The 17931-nt window shown below is 62.7% G+C and carries 21 protein-coding genes; 7 read left to right on the top strand and 14 right to left on the bottom strand.

The window, feature by feature from the left end:
- Positions 1-7 precede the first annotated feature (7 nt).
- Genes J2W94_RS05780 through purB form a run of 6 tightly spaced genes read right to left on the bottom strand, consistent with a single transcriptional unit; the run spans position 8 to position 5176 of the window.
- Positions 8-916 carry a GNAT family N-acetyltransferase gene (locus J2W94_RS05780; protein WP_310090982.1) on the bottom strand — a complete coding sequence of 303 codons (909 nt, stop codon included), beginning with the start codon at positions 914-916 and terminating at the stop codon, positions 8-10.
- Positions 913-2091: a cupin domain-containing protein gene (locus J2W94_RS05775; protein ID WP_310090980.1), complete on the bottom strand. Its 1179-nt coding sequence runs from the start codon at positions 2089-2091 to the stop codon at positions 913-915. The genes J2W94_RS05780 and J2W94_RS05775 overlap by 4 nt, the downstream gene beginning before the upstream one ends.
- A complete protein-coding gene (gene bla, locus J2W94_RS05770; protein WP_310090978.1) occupies positions 2088-3008 on the bottom strand; it encodes a subclass B3 metallo-beta-lactamase in 921 nt (306 codons plus the stop codon). Before bla ends, J2W94_RS05775 begins: the two co-directional genes overlap by 4 nt.
- The gene (locus J2W94_RS05765; RefSeq protein ID WP_310090977.1) at positions 3005-3403 is read right to left on the bottom strand and encodes a VOC family protein; all 399 of its coding nucleotides are present in this window, start codon (positions 3401-3403) and stop codon (positions 3005-3007) included. The genes bla and J2W94_RS05765 overlap by 4 nt, the downstream gene beginning before the upstream one ends.
- Entirely contained in the window at positions 3400-3768 is a 369-nt protein-coding gene (locus J2W94_RS05760; protein WP_310090975.1) for a VOC family protein, read from the bottom strand. Before J2W94_RS05760 ends, J2W94_RS05765 begins: the two co-directional genes overlap by 4 nt.
- A gap of 40 nt (positions 3769-3808) precedes the next feature.
- A complete protein-coding gene (purB, locus tag J2W94_RS05755) occupies positions 3809-5176 on the bottom strand; it encodes an adenylosuccinate lyase (protein ID WP_310090973.1) in 1368 nt (455 codons plus the stop codon).
- A 194-nt stretch (positions 5177-5370) separates the two neighbouring features.
- On the opposite strand from purB, the gene J2W94_RS05750 reads away from it, so the two are divergent.
- Positions 5371-6777: a class II fumarate hydratase gene (locus J2W94_RS05750; protein WP_310090971.1), complete on the top strand. Its 1407-nt coding sequence runs from the start codon at positions 5371-5373 to the stop codon at positions 6775-6777.
- 173 nt (positions 6778-6950) lie between these two features.
- Here the strand turns inward: J2W94_RS05750 and J2W94_RS05745 are convergent, their stop codons facing one another.
- From J2W94_RS05745 to J2W94_RS05720, 6 genes are all read right to left on the bottom strand, one after another.
- A complete protein-coding gene (locus tag J2W94_RS05745) occupies positions 6951-7604 on the bottom strand; it encodes a DUF2884 family protein (protein WP_310090969.1) in 654 nt (217 codons plus the stop codon).
- A gap of 20 nt (positions 7605-7624) precedes the next feature.
- Entirely contained in the window at positions 7625-8455 is an 831-nt protein-coding gene (locus J2W94_RS05740) for a DUF4097 family beta strand repeat-containing protein (protein WP_310090967.1), read from the bottom strand.
- Positions 8456-8559: 104 nt separating this feature from the next.
- Positions 8560-9561, bottom strand: coding sequence for an ABC transporter permease (locus J2W94_RS05735; RefSeq protein WP_310090965.1), 1002 nt, complete (start codon positions 9559-9561; stop codon positions 8560-8562).
- Positions 9558-10430 carry an ABC transporter ATP-binding protein gene (locus tag J2W94_RS05730; RefSeq protein ID WP_310090963.1) on the bottom strand — a complete coding sequence of 291 codons (873 nt, stop codon included), beginning with the start codon at positions 10428-10430 and terminating at the stop codon, positions 9558-9560. The genes J2W94_RS05735 and J2W94_RS05730 overlap by 4 nt, the downstream gene beginning before the upstream one ends.
- Positions 10427-10789, bottom strand: coding sequence for a GntR family transcriptional regulator (locus J2W94_RS05725; RefSeq protein WP_310091597.1), 363 nt, complete (start codon positions 10787-10789; stop codon positions 10427-10429). The genes J2W94_RS05730 and J2W94_RS05725 overlap by 4 nt, the downstream gene beginning before the upstream one ends.
- A gap of 12 nt (positions 10790-10801) precedes the next feature.
- Complete coding sequence (locus J2W94_RS05720; protein ID WP_310090961.1) at positions 10802-11077, bottom strand: hypothetical protein; 276 nt, start codon at positions 11075-11077, stop codon at positions 10802-10804.
- 133 nt (positions 11078-11210) lie between these two features.
- Between J2W94_RS05720 and J2W94_RS05715 the strand changes: the two genes are divergently transcribed.
- The 6 genes from J2W94_RS05715 (at position 11211) to J2W94_RS05690 (ending at position 15868) form a co-directional block, all read left to right on the top strand.
- Positions 11211-11774: a glutathione peroxidase gene (locus J2W94_RS05715; RefSeq protein ID WP_430540567.1), complete on the top strand. Its 564-nt coding sequence runs from the start codon at positions 11211-11213 to the stop codon at positions 11772-11774.
- 89 nt (positions 11775-11863) lie between these two features.
- Complete coding sequence (locus J2W94_RS05710) at positions 11864-12808, top strand: FKBP-type peptidyl-prolyl cis-trans isomerase N-terminal domain-containing protein (protein WP_430540549.1); 945 nt, start codon at positions 11864-11866, stop codon at positions 12806-12808.
- A 27-nt stretch (positions 12809-12835) separates the two neighbouring features.
- A complete protein-coding gene (locus tag J2W94_RS05705; RefSeq protein WP_310090956.1) occupies positions 12836-14188 on the top strand; it encodes a UDP-glucose dehydrogenase family protein in 1353 nt (450 codons plus the stop codon).
- Positions 14178-14414, top strand: a complete 237-nt coding sequence (locus J2W94_RS05700) for a SlyX family protein (RefSeq protein WP_310090955.1) — start codon at positions 14178-14180, stop codon at positions 14412-14414. Before J2W94_RS05705 ends, J2W94_RS05700 begins: the two co-directional genes overlap by 11 nt.
- Positions 14415-14507: 93 nt before the next feature.
- On the top strand, positions 14508-15155 hold the full coding sequence (locus J2W94_RS05695; protein WP_310090953.1) for a DUF2058 domain-containing protein: 648 nt from the start codon (positions 14508-14510) through the stop codon (positions 15153-15155).
- Positions 15149-15868, top strand: coding sequence for an alpha/beta fold hydrolase (locus tag J2W94_RS05690; RefSeq protein WP_310090951.1), 720 nt, complete (start codon positions 15149-15151; stop codon positions 15866-15868). The genes J2W94_RS05695 and J2W94_RS05690 overlap by 7 nt, the downstream gene beginning before the upstream one ends.
- A gap of 102 nt (positions 15869-15970) precedes the next feature.
- Here the strand turns inward: J2W94_RS05690 and J2W94_RS05685 are convergent, their stop codons facing one another.
- Entirely contained in the window at positions 15971-17152 is a 1182-nt protein-coding gene (locus J2W94_RS05685; protein WP_310090949.1) for an MFS transporter, read from the bottom strand.
- Positions 17153-17164: 12 nt separating this feature from the next.
- A complete protein-coding gene (locus J2W94_RS05680; RefSeq protein WP_310090947.1) occupies positions 17165-17860 on the bottom strand; it encodes a hypothetical protein in 696 nt (231 codons plus the stop codon).
- Between the last annotated feature and the right edge of the window lie 71 nt (positions 17861-17931).

The following is a 17931-nucleotide window of genomic DNA, read 5'->3' as shown; positions in this document are numbered from 1 at the left end:
GGGGCCATCAGATGCCCAGGGCCCGGAATTCGGTGCAGGGCCGCGAACGTTCCCAAAATCGGCCGAACTCGTCACACAATTGCCGTGCGCGGCCTGCGCCCTGCAGATCGGCTTCGCCATCGAAACGGTGGCCCAACGTGCGGAAGTAATAGCCCCCCATGTCGTTGGCGATGAAGGCCGAGGCATAGGCTTTGTCGACGGGCTCGCGCACCTCGCGGAAGGCGAACACGCTGGGCAGACGCTGGCTCAGGGACAACAAGGGCGCCAGCGTGCGCTGTGGGGTGGCCGCATCCTGCAGCAGGACCTGCACTTCGCCACCGCGTTTGCCGGTCGAGAACCGGCGCAGCGCTTCCAGCACGCTGCTGTTGTCGAGCAGGCCCGGGTCCAGTTCGCGGCTGTAGATCCGCAAGGTACGACGTGCATGCGAGACGACGGCGACCACCGCTGCGATAGCCCCGGCCGCATTCTCGACCGCCGTGGGGCCGTGCAGCGCGCGGCGCATGGACTGGTGCTCGATGCCCGCTTCCCAAAAACGCTCCCCGTAGGGAATGAACCCCTGGCGTGCGTAGAACGTCTCGGCCGACACCTGCGCGTTGAGCGAAACCGCCGGCCATCCGAGCTTGCGGGCTTCCGCCATCAACGCCGCCAGCATCGCATCGCCGACGCCCAGGCCACGCCAGTCGCCGAGCACCGCCATGCGCCCGATTTTGTGTTCCGGTGTGAGCCGGCCGGTGCCGATGGGCCGGCCCGCCTCGTCGCGGGCGATCACATGCCGGCACAGCGGATCCAGCGCGTCCCATTCCTCGGCGATGGGCACCTGTTGTTCCTGCACGAACACGGTTTCGCGCACCGCACGCAGTTCGGCCAACCCGCTGGCGTAGTCGATGGGTTCTACGTGGAATGCGCGAGCGCTCATTCGTTTTCCTCATCCAACAGCAGCTGGTAATGCCCCTGCGAATAAAGATCCATGGCCACGTCGCGGCCTGCGTCGGACAGGCTGGCGTAAGCAGCGCAGTCCAATGCTTCGGCGGCCGCGAGTTGCTGCGCATCCTTGACGGGCAGCCTGAACTCCAGGCCGCTGCAGAAAAGCGTGGCCATGCGGCCGCTTTTGCGCCAGGCCAGTCGCGAGAAGGGATGGCGCTGCAATAGTGCGCCCTGTTGCAGATCCCATTCGATCTCTATCCGCGAACGCGAATCGCCGCCAGCAACCACTTCGCCGCCTGCGCGGTAGGTAGTGATGAACCGCCCGAACCAGTCGCCCAGCTTGTCCGGGTCGTTGAGGCGCAGGGTGTTCAGCGCCTCCACCGCGCGTGCCATCGCCGCGGCATCGATTTCGTTGGGGTCTTTCGGTGGCGCGAGGTCCGGGTCGTGATAGCGCATGGACTCGTCAGCCTCGGCGATCAGGTTGTCCAGGTAATCGCTTACCAGTTCCGCGGAGGAAGGCGCGCGCATGCCGACCGAGAAAGTCAGGCAAGGATTCACCGCCACACCGTGGTGCGGCACTCCAGGCGGCAGATAGAGCATGTCGCCGGGTTCGAGTATCCAGTCGTGGCTCGGGCTGAATTCACGGAGCAGCTTCAGCTCGACGTCGTCGCGGAAGTCGGTGGGCGGATTGGGTCCCGCGTCGATCTGCCAGCGCCGCTGTCCCTGCGCCTGCAGGAGGAACACGTCGTATTGGTCCACATGCGCACCGACCGAACCGCCGGTGGCGGCGAAACTCACCATCACATCGTCGATGCGCCAGCGCGGCAGGAAGTCGAAATGGTCCAGGATTCCACGCACGTCCACATCCCACTTATCCACATCCTGCACCAGCAGGGTCCAGTCGTGGTCGGGCATGCTAGGGAATTCTTCCTCAGTAAAAGGCCCGGTGCGCAAGGTCCAGACATCGCGCTCGCGGTCGTGCGCGACGATGCGCGATAACGCCAGTTCCTCGCAGGCCAGACCGGCCAGATCTTCGGGTTCGATCGGCGACACGAAACCTGGAAACGCATTGCGGATCAGCAGCGGCTTCTTTTGCCAGTAATCCCGCAGGAAGGTTTTGGCCGGCATACCGAGCGGTTGGTTCTTGCTGGCGTCGACTTCGATCATGGGGGCGATCCTGCGCTTTCCTTGGTGATTCTGGCGTCCAGGTTGCGGCTGGCGGTGGCGGAGTAGCGGCGACAGGCAGCCGGGTCGATCAGCGGCGCGGTGGCTTGCGGTCCCAGGCGCGACCACAGGTTACTGGCGTCGGGATGCGGGGTGATCAGAATATCGCAGGGAAGTTCGGCGACGGTGACGAGGGTTTTACGGAACGCCGCCAGTACGCCGGGATGCCGCGCTTCGTCGCTGTAGCGGTAGACCTTGTCGGAGAACGCGCTCAGGCTGTCGGCATAGACGATGCCGAGACAGCGATCGGACTCGCAGGACTTCCAGGTCCAGCTGGTGCTCCCCTGGGTGTGGCCTGGAGTGGCATGCGCTGTCAGCGATAGGGAACCCAGTGCGAGGGTTTCGCCATCGACGATGCGGCGCACGGACGCGACCGGCGGAAAGGGATCGACAGACAGATATTGGGGATCGCTGCGGTCGCTTTTTCCTCGTTCGAGAATGGCGGCGGCCGGGCCGCGGGCCACGACGGTCGCGCCGCTGTCGCGCTGCAGTTGGGCAATGCCGCCCGCGTGGTCCAGGTGTTCGTGCGAATTGAGTATGTAACGGATGTCCTTGAGATCGAAGCCGAGCGTGCGGATGTTTTTCTCGATCAGCGGCGCCGCCTTTTCGGTGGCGCCGTCGATAAGCATATGGCCTTCGGGCGAAGTGATCAGGATCGCTGAGATACCGCAGGTACCGACATACCAAGTATTGCCGTAGATGCGCCGCGGCTGTGCAGGTTCGTTCCAATCCGCATCGGTCGCGCAGGCCTTCGTGTCCGCAGGGGCGGGAACCTCAGGAAGGGATTCGGCATGGGCGCCGGAAGCGATCAAAGCCAGGAGGAAAAGGGATAATCCGTATCGCAAGCGCAAAATCCTCATGTCGTTATTTCGTCGTAGCCGCGGCCCAAGAATTGCAGCAAGCACCATCCGTGCCCGAAGGGGTCGGCGATCTGCACGATGCGTCCCCAGTTGGCTTCGCGGATGTCGCCTTCCTGCAGCGCGCCTGCCTCCAGTGCGCGGGCGAGCGCGGGTTCGAGGTCGTCGACCACGATATCGATATGCAAGGGCATCCAGTGGCGTCCGTACTTGCGAGCGTCGTCGCCGGCACCGATGCTGCCGGAGGCTTTCTGCAGCAGATAAAGCGGCGCTGTGCCGCCGAGCATCTCCAGCACTTCGCTGCCGAGGCGACGGCCCCCATGCAACCCGAATGCTTCGCTGTAGAAAGCCTCGGCTGCGTCAAGGTCAGGGACATCGATATTGATCAGCTGCTTCATGCGGGGATCACCTGGGCGAAGCGGAGGCCGAAGCCGGCGGGATCCACCATTACGAAATCGCGGAGCCCGTAAGCACGATCCGCGATCGGATTGCCGATCTTCAGCTGCAGACCGTTCGCCTTGCGCCATAGCGCGTCCACGTCGTCGACCATGATCCGCAGGCTACGCCAGCATTCGGTGATCTGCGCGTCCGGGTTGCCCGCCAGGAACAGCCGCGTGCCCTGCCAATGAACCACCGCGAATTCGCCGCTGCGGCGTTCCAGTTCGAAGCCCATCGAGAGATAGAAGTGGAGCAGGGCGTCCACGTCGGGGCCGACGATCTCGACCACGCCCTGGGATTCGGTTTCGGCAATCTCGATTTTCATCATTCACTCGTCATCCCAGCGTTCGCTGGGATGACGTCGCTTATATTTTGCGGGCCAGGGAGTCGGCAAGACCGATGTAACTTCCCGGAGTCAGATCGAGCAACCGCTGCTTCGCATCCGCAGGCAATTCCAACGAACCGATGAATTCCCGCATCGACCGCTCGGTGATGCCTTGCCCGCGAGTGAGCGCCTTCAGTTGCTCATAGGGGTTGGGCAACCCATGTCGGCGCATGACCGTCTGCACCGCTTCGGCCAGGACTTCCCAGGCGGCATCGAGATCGGCATCCAGGCGTTCCGGCGCCACGGTCAGCTTGCCCAGGCCCTTGGCCAGCGAATCCAGCGCGACCAGCGTATGGCCGAAGGCGGTGCCAAGCGCGCGCAGGACGGTGGAATCGGTGAGGTCGCGCTGCCAGCGGCTGATCGGCAGCTTAGCGCTGAAGTGTTCGAACAAGGCGTTGGCCAGGCCGAAGTTGCCTTCCGCATTCTCGAAGTCGATCGGATTGACCTTGTGCGGCATCGTGCTGGAGCCGACTTCGCCTTCCTTGAGGGTCTGTTTGAAATAACCGAGCGAGATATAGCCCCAGATATCGCGTGCCAGGTCGATCAGGACGATGTTGGCGCGGCGGGCGGCGTCGCCGATCTCGGCCACGTTGTCGTGCGGCTCGATCTGGGTGGTGTAGGGGTTGAAGACGATGCCCAGTTTTTCGATGAAGGACTGCGCGAATGCCGGCCAGTCGACCTCCGGGTAGGCGATCACGTGGGCGTTGTAGTTGCCGACCGCACCATTGATCTTGCCGGTCAGCTCCACCCCGGCTATCTGCCTACGTTGGCGCTCCAGGCGGGCGACCACGTTGGCGATTTCCTTGCCCAGCGTGGTCGGCGATGCGGTCTGTCCATGGGTGCGCGACAACATCGGCTGCGCGGCCTGGGCATGGGCCAGCGAACGCAGGAGCGCCGCAACCTTGTCCAGCGCCGGCAACAGCACTTCGCTGCGCGCCTGCTCCAGCATCAGCGCATAGCTCAGATTGTTGATGTCTTCGCTGGTGCAGGCGAAATGGACGAATTCCAGCGCCGGGCCCAGCTCGGCATCGTCCTTGAGCTGTTCCTTGATGAAATATTCCACCGCCTTGACGTCATGGTTGGTGGTGCGCTCGATTTCCTTGACCCGCGCCGCATCGTTGGTGGAGAAAGCGGCCGCCAGCGAGCGCAGGCGCTGGCTCGCGGCCGCGCTGAAGGGCGGCAGCTCGACGATGCCCGGGGCGTCGGCCAGCGCCAGCAGCCATTCGACTTCCACCTTGACCCGGGCCTTGATCAATCCGTATTCGGAGAAGATCGGACGCAGGGCGTCGACCTTGCCGGCGTAGCGGCCATCGAGCGGTGACAGGGCTAGCAGGGCGGAGTCGGACATGTAGGCAAGGTTGAGGCAGTGGGGCCGACATTCTAAACGTTGCGGGCGTATCCTTCAGAAAACCGATTTTCGTCATTCCCGCGAAGGCGGGAACCCAGTGTCTTCCGTGAAGATATCGCCATCTGTACGAAAGTCGCTGGGTTCCCGCCTTCGCGGGAATGACGATCGAAAGATATCTGGTAGCGGAGACCGTCATGAGTGCTTCCTTTCGTACCGAACACGACAGCATGGGCGAGCTACGCGTGCCCGCCGAGGCGCTGTGGGGCGCGCAGACCCAGCGCGCCGTGCAGAACTTCCCCATTTCCGGCCGACCGATACCGCGCGGTTTCATCCGTGCGCTGGGCCTGATCAAGGCCGCGTCCGCCAACGTCAATGTCGGCCTGGGATTGTTGCCGAAAGGCGTGGCCAAGGCGGTCAGGGCGGCGTCGCTGCAGGTCGCGTCCGGCGAGTACGACGCGCATTTCCCGATCGATATCTATCAGACCGGCTCCGGCACGTCGTCCAACATGAATGCCAATGAGGTCATTGCCAATCTGGCCTCGGCAGCGGGCAAAGCCAAAGTCCACGCCAACGACCATGTCAATCTGGGCCAGAGCTCCAACGACGTGATCCCCACGGCGATCCGCGTGTCGGCGCAGCTCGCGGTGGTGGAGAACCTGCTGCCGGCGTTGAAGCATCTGCGCCAGACCATCGATCGTCGCGGCAGGTCGCTGGCCAAAGTGGTGAAGACCGGCCGCACGCATCTGATGGATGCGATGCCGCTGACTTTCCAGCAGGAGTTCTCGGCCTGGTCGGCGCAGTTGAAATCGGCGGAGGACCGCCTGCAGGACAGCCTGAAGCGCCTGCGGCGCCTGCCCTTGGGAGGAACCGCGATCGGCACCGGCATCAACGCCGACCCGCGCTTCGGCGCCAGGGTGGCACGCGCGCTGTCGACGATGACGAAGTCCCGCTTCGAATCGGCGGCCAACAAGTTCGAGGGCCTGGCCGCGCAGGACGACGCGGTGGAACTCTCCGGCCAACTGAGCGCGCTTGCGGTGGCCCTGATCAAGATTTCCAACGACTTGCGCTGGATGAATTCCGGACCGCTGGCGGGCCTGGGCGAAATCGAGCTGCCCACCTTGCAGCCGGGCAGTTCGATCATGCCGGGCAAGGTCAATCCGGTGATCCCGGAAGCCACGGTGATGGTGTGCGCGCAGGTCATCGGCCACCACACCGCGATTACCGTGGCCGGGCAGACCGGCAATTTCCAATTGAACGTGACCCTGCCGCTGATCGCCGCCAACCTGCTGGATTCGATCAACCTGCTAAGCAATGTGTCGCGCTTGCTGGCCGATTCGGCCATTGCCGGACTCGGTGTGCGCCAGGCGCATATACGGGAAGCGTTGGACCGCAACCCGATCCTGGTCACTGCGCTGAACCCGGTGATCGGTTACGAAAAAGGCGCGGCCATCGCCAAGCAGGCCTACAAGCAGAACCGCCCGGTGCTGGAGGTGGCGATGGAGGTCACCGGGCTTCCGGAGAAGACGCTGAAAGCGCTGCTGGACCCGGCGCTGCTGGCCAAGGGCGGCATCCACGGCAAGCCGGGCGGCGGCGCGGGATAGAGCAATTTTGATTCAGCCCTCCACATTTCAGACCTATACAAAGCTCGTCATCCCAGCGAAAGCTGGGATCCATCTTGATCTTCGACTTGGCGCATAAAGCAAAAGCAAAATGGATCCCAGCTTTCGCTGGGATGACGAAGAAATTTCGTCTCCAATTGACCGGCAACCAGATATCAGCGTTTCTGTGTCTGGCCGTCAGCAGCAGCGGCATCCGCCTGGGCAGCCGCATCGCCGGGTTCGGCGGCCGCTTCGTCGCCTTTGACCGCTGTGGCCTCATTGCCTGCGCGGTAGCTGACCTTTTGTTTAGATCCGCAATCATCGACGTCCGACGCGTCGATGGTGGCATAAGGCTTGAATGCGGGAAGCTGGTCGGCGAGCGCGTCCTGGGAAACCTTGATGGTCACCAAGCGCTGGCATAGCCGCATCGCCTGTTGCTCGATTTTCTCGGCTTCGGCTTCTATTTTGGCGTCGATCTGGTCGCCATCGCCGTTGATCGCGCCCTTGATGGCTTCGCTGACCGCAGTGCCCGCCAGTGCGGCGCCTTGTTTGCCGATGGCGATGCCGTCGGCGGTCATCGCATTCATCTCCTTGAGGTAGCTCTGCAGCAGCGCACGCTGGGCAGGGTTCACCGCGACCGCCTTGCCGTCGATGGTCAACTCGCCGTCGGCGGAAATTTTGGCGTCGGGCTGTCCGTTGGCGCGCAAGGTGATGACCTTGCCGTTGCTGGTGACATTGCCGTTGTCGGTGGAGACATGCGTGCCAGGCTGGCAACCGGCGATCAATGCGGCCAGGGCAAGTACGAGCAACGAAGAATGCATGATCTTCATGAGGGTCTCTTGGATAGGAGTCAGTTGTCGCTCGGCACGCTGACGCGGCCGTCGATGCGATTGTGGTTCACCGAGCCGCTGCCTTTCGACTGGACGGAGAGGTCGCCGCGAATGTCCTGCACGTCGACGTCGCCCGATCCCAGTGAAGCCACCCTCACACTGCCGGAAACGTCGCTGACCGTGGCGTCGCCGGAGCCGACCGAACCGATTTCGACATCACCTGATGCGCCTTTCAGCTCGAAGTCTCCCGAGCTGATGCTGCCGACTTTGGCGGGTCCGTGCACCTTTTTGGCCGAAAGATCGCCGGAACTGACCGAAATGACATGCAGCGAACCGATGTCTTCCAGAGTGATATCGCCGGAGCCGACCGTTGCCGCCACCAGGCCACGGATGTGCCGGGCTTCCACGTCGCCCGAACCGACGTCGGCGCTGAGCAACGAGGCGCCGGTGACCACGGCATCGCCCGAACCCACTTTCAGCTGCACCGTGATGTTGTCGGGCAGCGTTCCGGCGAGTTTCAGGTAGGCGTAATTGTTGCCGAAGGAGATACCGCCGAAAGCGCCTTCCCGCCGGGCGGTGACGTACAACTTGTCCCCCGCCTTGTGCTGAGTCAGTTTGAGTTGTTGCAGGTAGTCCTCGCTGGAAGCGCAGGCCTTGCCGCCTAGTTCGGCCTTGGCACCGGCCGAGGCGTCGATGGTCAGGTCGTTGTTGGCGATATCGAAGACCACCGCCTTCACGCCGGTCAGGTCCAATTTGAGATCGCGGGGCTGCGAGTGCTTGCATTCCGGTGCCGCCGCGAAAGCCGAAACCGGCGCCAGCAACAACAGGGTCAACAGGGATAGCTTGCGCATAGGGAACTCCAGTTCAAACCAGTGCAGGAATTTGTCGCCAGGCTGGTCCGTGAGGATCCAGCCTGTTGCCACGCTTTAGTGGTGCAATCGAGTCCGGACGCCGATCAATCGGCCAGTTCGCGCCAGCGACGCAGGTAGATGGCGCCGATGATGCAGGCGACTCCGAACACCACGCCGATCCAGATGTCCGCGGTGGCGAAGGCCTGCCAGCTGGTGGTCAGGTCGACGGCGCTGGCCAACTGGTCTGGCGTATCGATGTGGACGTTGGGGTCGATGGCGCCATGCTCCAGAGTGGGGTACCAGGCGCCAGGCACGACGCTCAGCAGACCACGGTAGACCAGGGTGTACCAGACCAGATCGTGGCGGACGTCGATGCCCGGCAGGATCGAGGTCATGCTGGCGATGACGCAACCCAGCACCGGCAGCAGTACGGCCCACAGGAACGGCTTGCTGCGCGCCCATGCCGAGCACAACATCAGCCAGCCCACCGTGGGCAGGGCCCACATGATGTAGACGGGCAACGAACCCAGCACGCCGCCGATGATGCGCAGCGGATGCGAATCGGTGAACACTGCGGTGCCCGCACCCAGGCCATTAACGGTCAGGGTCAGCGCCGAAATGATCCACAAGACCACACCGATCAGGATGCCGACGGCCACGGCCACGATAGGCGCCAGCAACAGGGCCCATGCCGCCTTGGAAAGCACCATGCGCGTGTCCGAAACCGGCAGCGATTTCCAGAACAGCACGCTGCGATCGCGGCGGTCGTCGTACAGCGAACCCAGCGCGTAGAAGAAGACCACGAAGGCCAGCACGACCAGGGCCAGCAGCACACCCGCCAGCAGCACCCCGTCGCCGAACGCGCCGATGGCTTTGGCGACTTCCTCATGCGAGCCGTTGATGACGAACCCGTCGGCTCCCGCCGACCTGCGTCCGGCGATGCTGCCGATGATGGCCATCAGCAGGTAGAGGAAGGAGACGATAGCGCCGGTGATCACCGGCGCCCACAAGAAACCACCGCGGTTTTCCCAGTATTCGCGCTTCAACAGCCACTTGAAATTGTTGGTTTTGTGCGTGGTCATGCTCGTAGTGGCGGGGGCGTTCATGCGTAGGTTCCTTTCATGATGGCCACGAACAGGTCGGCCAGACCGGGGTTGCGCGTTTCGCCCAGAGCGGCGAGTTGTTGCCGGGGTACGCCGTCGAAGAGCATCACGGTCTTGCCGAAGGGCAGGGCGCGTTCGTCGATGGGCTTCAGGGCGCGGGCTGCGTCGACGTGTTCGGCCGATGCCAGCACTTCTGTGTAGCGGTCCGCGACTTCGTCCATCGGCGAAGTCAGTACGATCCTGCCGTCGCGGATGAACATCACGTCGGTGAGGATGTTCTCGATCTCTTCCACCTGGTGGGTGGTGATGATGATGGTCTTCTGTTCGTCGAAGTAATCCTCCAGCAAACGCTGGTAGAACTGCTTGCGGTACAGGATGTCCAGGCCCAGGGTCGGCTCGTCCAGTACCAGCAGCTTGGCGTCGATGGCCATCACCAGCGCCAGGTGCAACTGCACGATCATGCCCTTGGACATCTCGCGAACGCGCAGGTTGGGGTTGAGCTGGGTATTGGCGATGAAGCGCTCGCACTTGGCGCGGTCGAAGCGGGGGTGGATGCCGTCGACGAAATCGATGGCTTCCTTGACCTTGATCCAGCGCGGCAGCACGGCGACGTCGGCGATGAAACACACCTCGTTCATCAGTTCGTCGCGCTGCTTGCGAGGATCCAGCCCCAACACTTTCAGGTCGCCATCGAAGGGCACCAGCCCCAGGATCGCCTTGAGCGCAGTGGTCTTGCCGGCGCCGTTGGGGCCGATCAGGCCGATGATCTTGCCGGCTTCGATCTGGAAGCTGGTGTCGTTCAAGGCCAGCTTGTTGCGATATGCCTTGCGCAGGTTGCGCGCGGTGATCACTGTGTTGGCGACAGCGCTCATTTGGCACCCCCCTGGCGCAGCAGTTCTTCGGTGGACAGGCCCAAACGGTTGATGCGCTCGGCGACCGCCGGCCATTCGTCGTGCAGGAATCGTTCGCGCTCGCTAACGAGCAGTTTCTTCGCGGCTTCGTCGGTGACAAACATCCCCAGTCCTCTACGTTTTTCGACGAGTGCCTCGTCCGCCAGTTCCTGATAGGCGCGCGAGACGGTGATCGGGTTCAGCTGGTACTCGGCCGCCACTTGGCGGACCGAGGGCAGGGCGTCACCCGGCTTGAGTACACCGTCCAGCATCATCGCGATCACGCGATCCTTCAGCTGGCGGTAAATGGGAGCGCCGTCGCTCCACTGGATTGAAGTCAGAGTCATCATGGTTCAGCCCCGCGGGCGCAGTGATTGAGCGAAGGAGAAATAGGGCATCGACAGCGAGGAGCGGCTGCGACGGTGTTTGCGCTCAACCGGGGCCACCACTTCTTCGGTCGCCTGCACGGCGCCGGTTTCGATGGATTCGACCAGCGGGCTGTCATTGGCCAGATTGTCATTGGCATGCGCCGGAAGGCGGCTAGCCTCGCCGTTTGCCATCAGCCCCACGGCCAACAGCGCGGTGCTGATGGAGAGGCTGGACAGTGTGGTGAACAGTTTGTGGTTCATGGGACCCCCGCTGCGTTGGGTGAGTGGTGTTGTATTGAACTATAACACCTAATCACGGCGCGTCAATAGGTCATGTCAACTTTGTTACCCAACTAAAGGCATACTGCGCTCCGGCTTCCTTCCAGGTGTTCTTATAATGTCTAAGGCATTGAAAACGTTTATTTTTATTGGATTCTTGGCGGTGGGGCAGACTGCATTCGCCCAGGATTTACTGGACCAGAACTACCGGGCGCTGGCCGGGAAAACCGCCGTGAACCTGAAGGAAGCCTATGGCGGCGACGTCATCTTGGTGGTCAATACCGCAAGCAAGTGCGGTTTCACCCCTCAATACGAAGGTCTGGAGGCATTGCAGCGGAAGTATTCGGCACGCGGTTTCACCGTTCTGGGCTTTCCTTCCAACGACTTCAAGGGCCAGGAGCCGGGCGAGGAGGCGCAGATCAAGGAGTTCTGCACGCTTACCTACGGGGTGAAGTTCCCGATGTTCGAAAAAGTGCACGTCAAGGGCGAGGAAACGACACCGCTGTATCGGGAACTGGAGAAAGCGACCGGCGTGTCGCCCGGCTGGAATTTCCACAAATACCTGATCGCACGCGACGGCACGGTGGTGGCGAACTTCCCAAGCAAAGTCAAGCCGGACGACGCGGCGCTGGTGGCTGCGATAGAACGCGAACTGAAGGCCAAGCGCCCCAGCAAATAAGCCCCGCGTCATCGTCGCCGTGCATGCGACAATATTCGCATTGCGCCGGATATGGGCGTGGGTTCCAAATTTTTTTCCAGGAGTTAGCAATGAAGCGGGCGATGCGCGGCGTAGCCGCATTGATGGCGGCGACTTTGGCAATGATGGGAGGCAACTTGTCGGCACAGACCGTGGAAAAGGGCGGCAAGGCCGCGCTGGTGACGGAGAAGGATAAGGTCAGCTACGCGGTGGGCATGGACGTGGGCAGGTCTTTCCAACCTGTCGCCGAATACATCGACATCGCCGCGTTCGAACGCGCTGTCGGCAATGTCTTCGCCGGCGGGCAGCCGCTGATTACCGAGGCCGAAGCCAAGGCGACCGACGAAGCGCTGCGCATGAACCTAGCGGTGAAGCAGGGCGCGCCCGTTCCCGGCATGCCGCCGGGCTCGCAGCCGCCGGCAGTGGCCAAGGATAAAGTGGGTCTGATGCTGGGCAGCTTCGCCGTGGGCCCGTCGCTGGCGCCGCTGAAGGACGAAATCGATCTGCCGGTGCTGATCCAAGCGGTGCGCAGCTCGCTGGCCAAGAGCGCGTTGCTGATGACCGAACAGGAAGCGCAGGCCACCATGCAGGCCTACATGACCAAGAAGCAAAGCACCGCCGGTCAGAAGAACCGCGCGGAAGGGGCCGCTTTCCTGACCAAGAACAAGAACGAGAAGGGCGTCATCACCACGCCGTCCGGCCTGCAGTACATGGTGTTGCGTCAGGGCAGCGGCGCGCGTCCCACACCGCAAAGCCGCGTGCGGGTCAACTACGAGGGCAAGCTGCTCAATGGCACCGTCTTCGACAGTTCCTACCAGCGCGGTCAGCCGGCCGAGTTCGGCCTGAACCAGGTCATCGCGGGCTGGACCGAAGGCGTTTCGCTGATGCCGGTGGGCGCCAAGTACCGTTTTTGGATTCCATCCGGCCTGGCGTACGGCCCCAATGGCGGCCAGGGCCCGATCGGTCCTGACGCAACGCTGACATTTGATGTCGAACTGATGGGTATCCTGCAGTAGTCCTTTTACTGAGTCAGTGAGTCCCCCATGCGGATAGCGATTTTTGGAACCGGTTATGTCGGTCTTGTCACCGGCACTTGTCTCGCGGAAGTAGGCCATGATGTGATCTGCGTCGATATCGACGCAGACAAGGTGCAAGGCCTGAAGCAGGGCGTGGTGCCGATTTTCGAGCCGGGCCTGCAGCCGATGGTGAAAGCCAACTATGCGGCCGGCCGGCTGGATTTCACCACCGACGCCGCCCTGGCCATCGCCCACGGCGAAGTGGTCTTCATCGCGGTGGGCACACCGCCGGACGAAGACGGCAGCGCCGATCTGCAGTACGTGCTCAAGGTGGCGCGCACCATCGGCCAGCACATCGACAGGCCGGCGCTGGTGGTCAACAAATCCACCGTTCCGGTGGGAACTGCCGATAAAGTACGCGCCGCCATCGCCTCGGAATTGCAGGCGCGCGGCGCCGAAGTGGCCTTCGACGTGGTTTCCAACCCCGAATTCCTCAAGGAAGGCGATGCCGTCAAAGATTGCATGCGCCCCGACCGCATCGTGATCGGCGCCGATGGCGCACGGGCGGTCGACAAGATGAAGCGCCTGTACGCGCCGTTCAACCGCAACCACGACCGCATCGTGGTGATGGATGTGCGTTCGGCGGAGCTGACCAAGTACGCGGCCAACGCCATGCTGGCGACCAAGATCAGTTTCATGAACGAGATCGCCAACATCGCCGAACGCGTCGGTGCCGATATCGAGCATGTGCGCCATGGAATCGGCTCCGATCCGCGCATCGGCTGGCATTTCATCTATCCCGGCGCGGGCTACGGCGGCTCGTGCTTTCCGAAGGATGTGCAGGCGCTGGCACGGACCGCGCAACAACATCATTACGACGCACGCCTGCTCAACGCGGTGGAAGCGGTCAACGAATCTCAGAAAGGCCATTTGTTCGAACTGATCCAGCGCCACTACGACCTGGGCGAGGACGAAGGCGTGCGCGGCAAGACTTTCGCGGTCTGGGGGCTTTCCTTCAAACCCAACACCGACGACATGCGCGCAGCTTCCAGCCGCCGCCTGCTGGAGCAGTTGTGGCAAGCCGGCGCGCTGGTCCGCGCCTACGACCCGGAGGCCTCCCATGAAGCCCGTCGCATCTTCGGCCAGCGCGATGATCTGGTGCTTTGCGACTCGGCCACGGCGGCAGTGCAAGGCGCCGACGCGCTGGTAGTGGTCACCGAATGGAAGCAGTTCCGCAGCCCGGATTTCGCGCGGTTGCGAGCGGCGCTGGGCGATGCGGTCGTTTTCGACGGCCGCAACCTTTACGAGCCCGTCGACGTCGAGGCCGCGGGCCTGGCGTATTACGGCATCGGCCGGGGGAGATCCGTGCGTGCAGAGTGATCCGAAAGCGCTGGATCCGGCGCTGGAACAACGCCTGATCGAGCTGGAAACCCGGCTTGCCTTCCAGGAACACGCGCTGGGAGAGCTGAGCGAAGCGCTCGCCGACGCGCGTGCCGAAGGCAACCGCACTTCCGAGCTGATGCGCAGCATGCTGTCCGATCTGCGCAAGGTCCGCACCGAGTTGTACGCCGATGCCGCGGACGAACCGCCGCCGCCGCACTATTGATACGCTGCTGATACGCTGCGCGGCTCTACTGGTTCCTTTCTCCTGGCTCCAGTAGATACTGGAGCCAGCGACTCTCCCCACTGATCCACGATCATGACCGATTCCCTACGCGACCAACTCCTGGGGCTCGGCTTCAAGCCGGCACCGAAGCCCGAAAGAAAACCCGAACGCAAGCCGGAGCGCAGGCCCGACTCCCGGCCGGACAACCGACATGCCAGTGGCAAGCCTGCAGGCAAACCCGCTGGCAGGCCGGGCCAGGGTCCTAGGCCGAACAATGCGCCGCACGCGGCGCAGGCCAGGCCTGCACGCTCGCGCGAGGAAATGGACCTGGCCAAGGCTTACGCCATCCGCGCGCAGAAGGAAAAGGACGAACGCATCGAAGCCGAGCGCGTGAAGCAGGAAGAGGCGCGCGCGCGTCGCGAAGCCAAGGCCCGCGTCGAGGAGCTGCTGAAAGGCAAGCCGTTGAACGATCCGAACGCGGAGATCGCCCGGCATTTTCCTTACGGCGGAAAGATCAAGCGCATCCACGTCAATGCAGAACAGTTGAAAGCGCTGAATGCCGGCGAACTCGGCGTCGTCCAGCAGAACGGCCGCTACTTGTTGGTCACAGCGGCGCTGCTAGCCGAAGCCGAAAGCATCTTTCCGGCTTGCGTGGCGCTGAAGGTCGATCCGGATGCGCCGGCGGGCGACGATCCGTACTCCGATCCGCAGTATCAAGTGCCTGACGATTTGGTTTGGTAGCCAGGAACGATCAACGGCTTATTGTCTGCCTGCTGCCCGGGCTCGATGGCATCGGTCGACTGTATGGCCGTCTGGCAACGGACTTGTCGGGCGATTTCGACGTGCGGATACTCGACTATCCGGTCGACGGATTCGATGGTTACGAAGCGCTTGCCGAAACGCTGGCACTCCGCCTACCGCGGGACAGCTCCTTCCTGATCGTAGCGGAATCCTTTGCCGGCCCGTTGGCGGTGCTGCTCGCCGCGGCACGGCCACCAGGCCTGAAGGGTGTGGTCATCGCGGCATCGTTCCTTCGCGAACCGATTGCGCGGGCGGGCTTGCTGTCTCGAATACTGCGATTCTTGCCTGCATCGGTAACGCCGCCGCTTCCCGTGCTCGAGGCAGTCTTGATGGGAGGCTGGCAAGGCGCCGAAGTTAGACGCGAGCTTGAATCGTCATTGCGTCTAGTCGAACCGAGGGTGCTCAAGGCGCGTCTCATGGCGACGCTGCAGGTGGACGTCAGAGAAGAATTCCAGCGAATAACCGCGCCCATACTGTACCTGCGGGCCAGCCGCGACCGACTGCTTCAAAGCGGCGTCGAGAAAGACTTCGCTATGCCCGGAGTGTGGCGTAGCGACATCGATGCGCCGCATTTCGTATTCCAAGCTGTAGCTTCTCAAGCTGCTGAAGCTATACGGAATTTCCTGCGCGATCGCGATATCTGGAACGGGTGATCGACGACGCTGATCTGCCGTAGGAGCGACGTGAGTTGCGAATGGACAACTGAACGCGCGCAGATTGGAATAATTCGCGACTTACGTCGCTCCTACATCGCCCTACGGGGCGTGTCGCCTCACCAGCCAGTACCACGCTATGACGGCGGCTAGCAGCGCGAAGCAACCTGCGGCCAGGAACGCGACATCGCCGCCGAAATGCCAAAGCTGTCCGGCGGCCAGCGCACCGGCCACGCCACCGACGCCCGACGACAGGCCGTAGAAGACTCCTTGCCCGTGGCCGTTCATGCGTCCCGGAAAGAAACGCACCAGCAATTGCATCACCGCGGCGAAGAACGCGCCGAAGTTGAGGGCGTGGGTCAGCTGCGCCACCATCATCAGGGGAATATTGTCGGGCCAGAGCGCCGTCGCCCACCATCGTAACGCCGCGCTCAACAGGGCGAACGTCAACACCTTGCCGGCATCCCATCGTCGGAAGATGCGGCTGGAGAGAAAGAACACCCCGATCTCCGCCAACACGCCCACCGTCCAGAACACGCCGAGCATGGTCGCCGAATAGTGATGCTCGGTCAGATAGATCGAGAAGAACGTGTAGTACGGACCGAACGAGATCTGGGCAAGGAACGCAGCCACGAAGAAGGCGATCACCTGCGGGCGCTTCAGGCGCGCCCCGAACCCTACGTGGTTCTCGTCGTGTATCTCTTCGACCGGATGCGCGTAGCGATTAGCGAAGGACGATGCCAGCAGCCCCGCCAGCAACGGCAGCATCAGCCAGGGCAGGGTGCCCACGCCGAAACGATCGAGCAGCACGCCGAACAACGAAACCACCACGATGAAACCGATAGAACCCCAGACCCGGATATGCCCATAGCGATCGCTGCGCGCGCCCAGATGCGACATGGTGATCGATTCGAACTGCGGCATCACCGCGTTGTAGGCGAAACAGAACGCGCACATCACCGCGAACAGGCCGACAAAATCCAGCGGGAGCAGGAAAGCGGAGAAGCTCAGCAGAGTCAACAAGCAGCCCAGGCGCAGCCAGCGGATGGGATGCGGAGAGTGCGCCGCCAGCGTGGTCCAGGTGCTGGGTGCAACGATGCGGGTGGCGTACCACAGGCTCATCAGCACGCTGATCGCCGCAACGTCCATGCCGCGCGCCTTCAGGTACAGGCTCCAGTACGGCGTGAACGCTCCCAGGGCGGCGTAGTAGGCGAAATAGAAGCTGGACAGACGGACCGCAGGTACATGCGGTCCAGCTGCCGTTCGCTGCACGGGGTCAGCCATGGCCGTAAATGCTCAGAGCAGGTCCTCGACGGGCGTGTTGAGCAGCTCGCTGGCTTCGTGGGCGAAACGGCGCAGACTCGAAATGCCGAGGTCGCGGATCAGCGAATGGGTCTGATGCGGAAGCACCGAGTCATAGAGATCCTGCGGCGCGATGTTCTTGCCATGCACGCCGGGAATGAACTCGACGCCGGCCGCCGCGTAACAGTGCTGCACCATCGCCGAACAGTACAGTGCGCCTTCTTTGGCCAGCAGGTTGTCGCGTTTGCGCAGGCGGGTGCTATGCATGGCGAACAAGGTGCCGACCAGTTCGCTGAGCGAATAACTCGAGAGTCCCGACAACAGATCCAGTCCAGCAATCTGGACCTGCCGGGTCTTCGTTTCATCCAGCCCGAAATCCAGAATGGCCAGGTTGGGAAATAGCTCGTCGTCGAAATAGCGGTCGGCGCGATTTTCCTGGACTCCCAAGCGTATCTGCCGATAGCGCAGGTCCAGATCTGATTCCAATACCCACCAATGCCCGTCGAGGCGTTGTTCGCTGAAAACGAAAGCATGCGACCACAGGCTGCGATGCCCGTCGTTAGTCAACGGCGCCTGCGCCTTGCGGATGATCTTGTTGATCCAATCCCGCCCGCCGCACAGGCCGATACGGCCGGGCGCGGCATGTTTGCGTATGAAAGCGGCATTGGCGCTGTTGGTGGTGGCGTCCATGCGTGGATCCCAGGTCTAATATCGATTGATGGAAGGTAGATCAACCCTATCCTGTTCGTGGTTCCAGGTTT

This window comes from Pseudoxanthomonas sacheonensis (assembly GCF_031455975.1).
In the GTDB taxonomy this organism is placed as follows: Bacteria; Pseudomonadota; Gammaproteobacteria; order Xanthomonadales; family Xanthomonadaceae; genus Pseudoxanthomonas_A; species Pseudoxanthomonas_A sacheonensis_A.
Note: the sequence above shows the minus strand (reverse complement) of the source record. Positions and strands in the feature narration are given on the sequence as shown.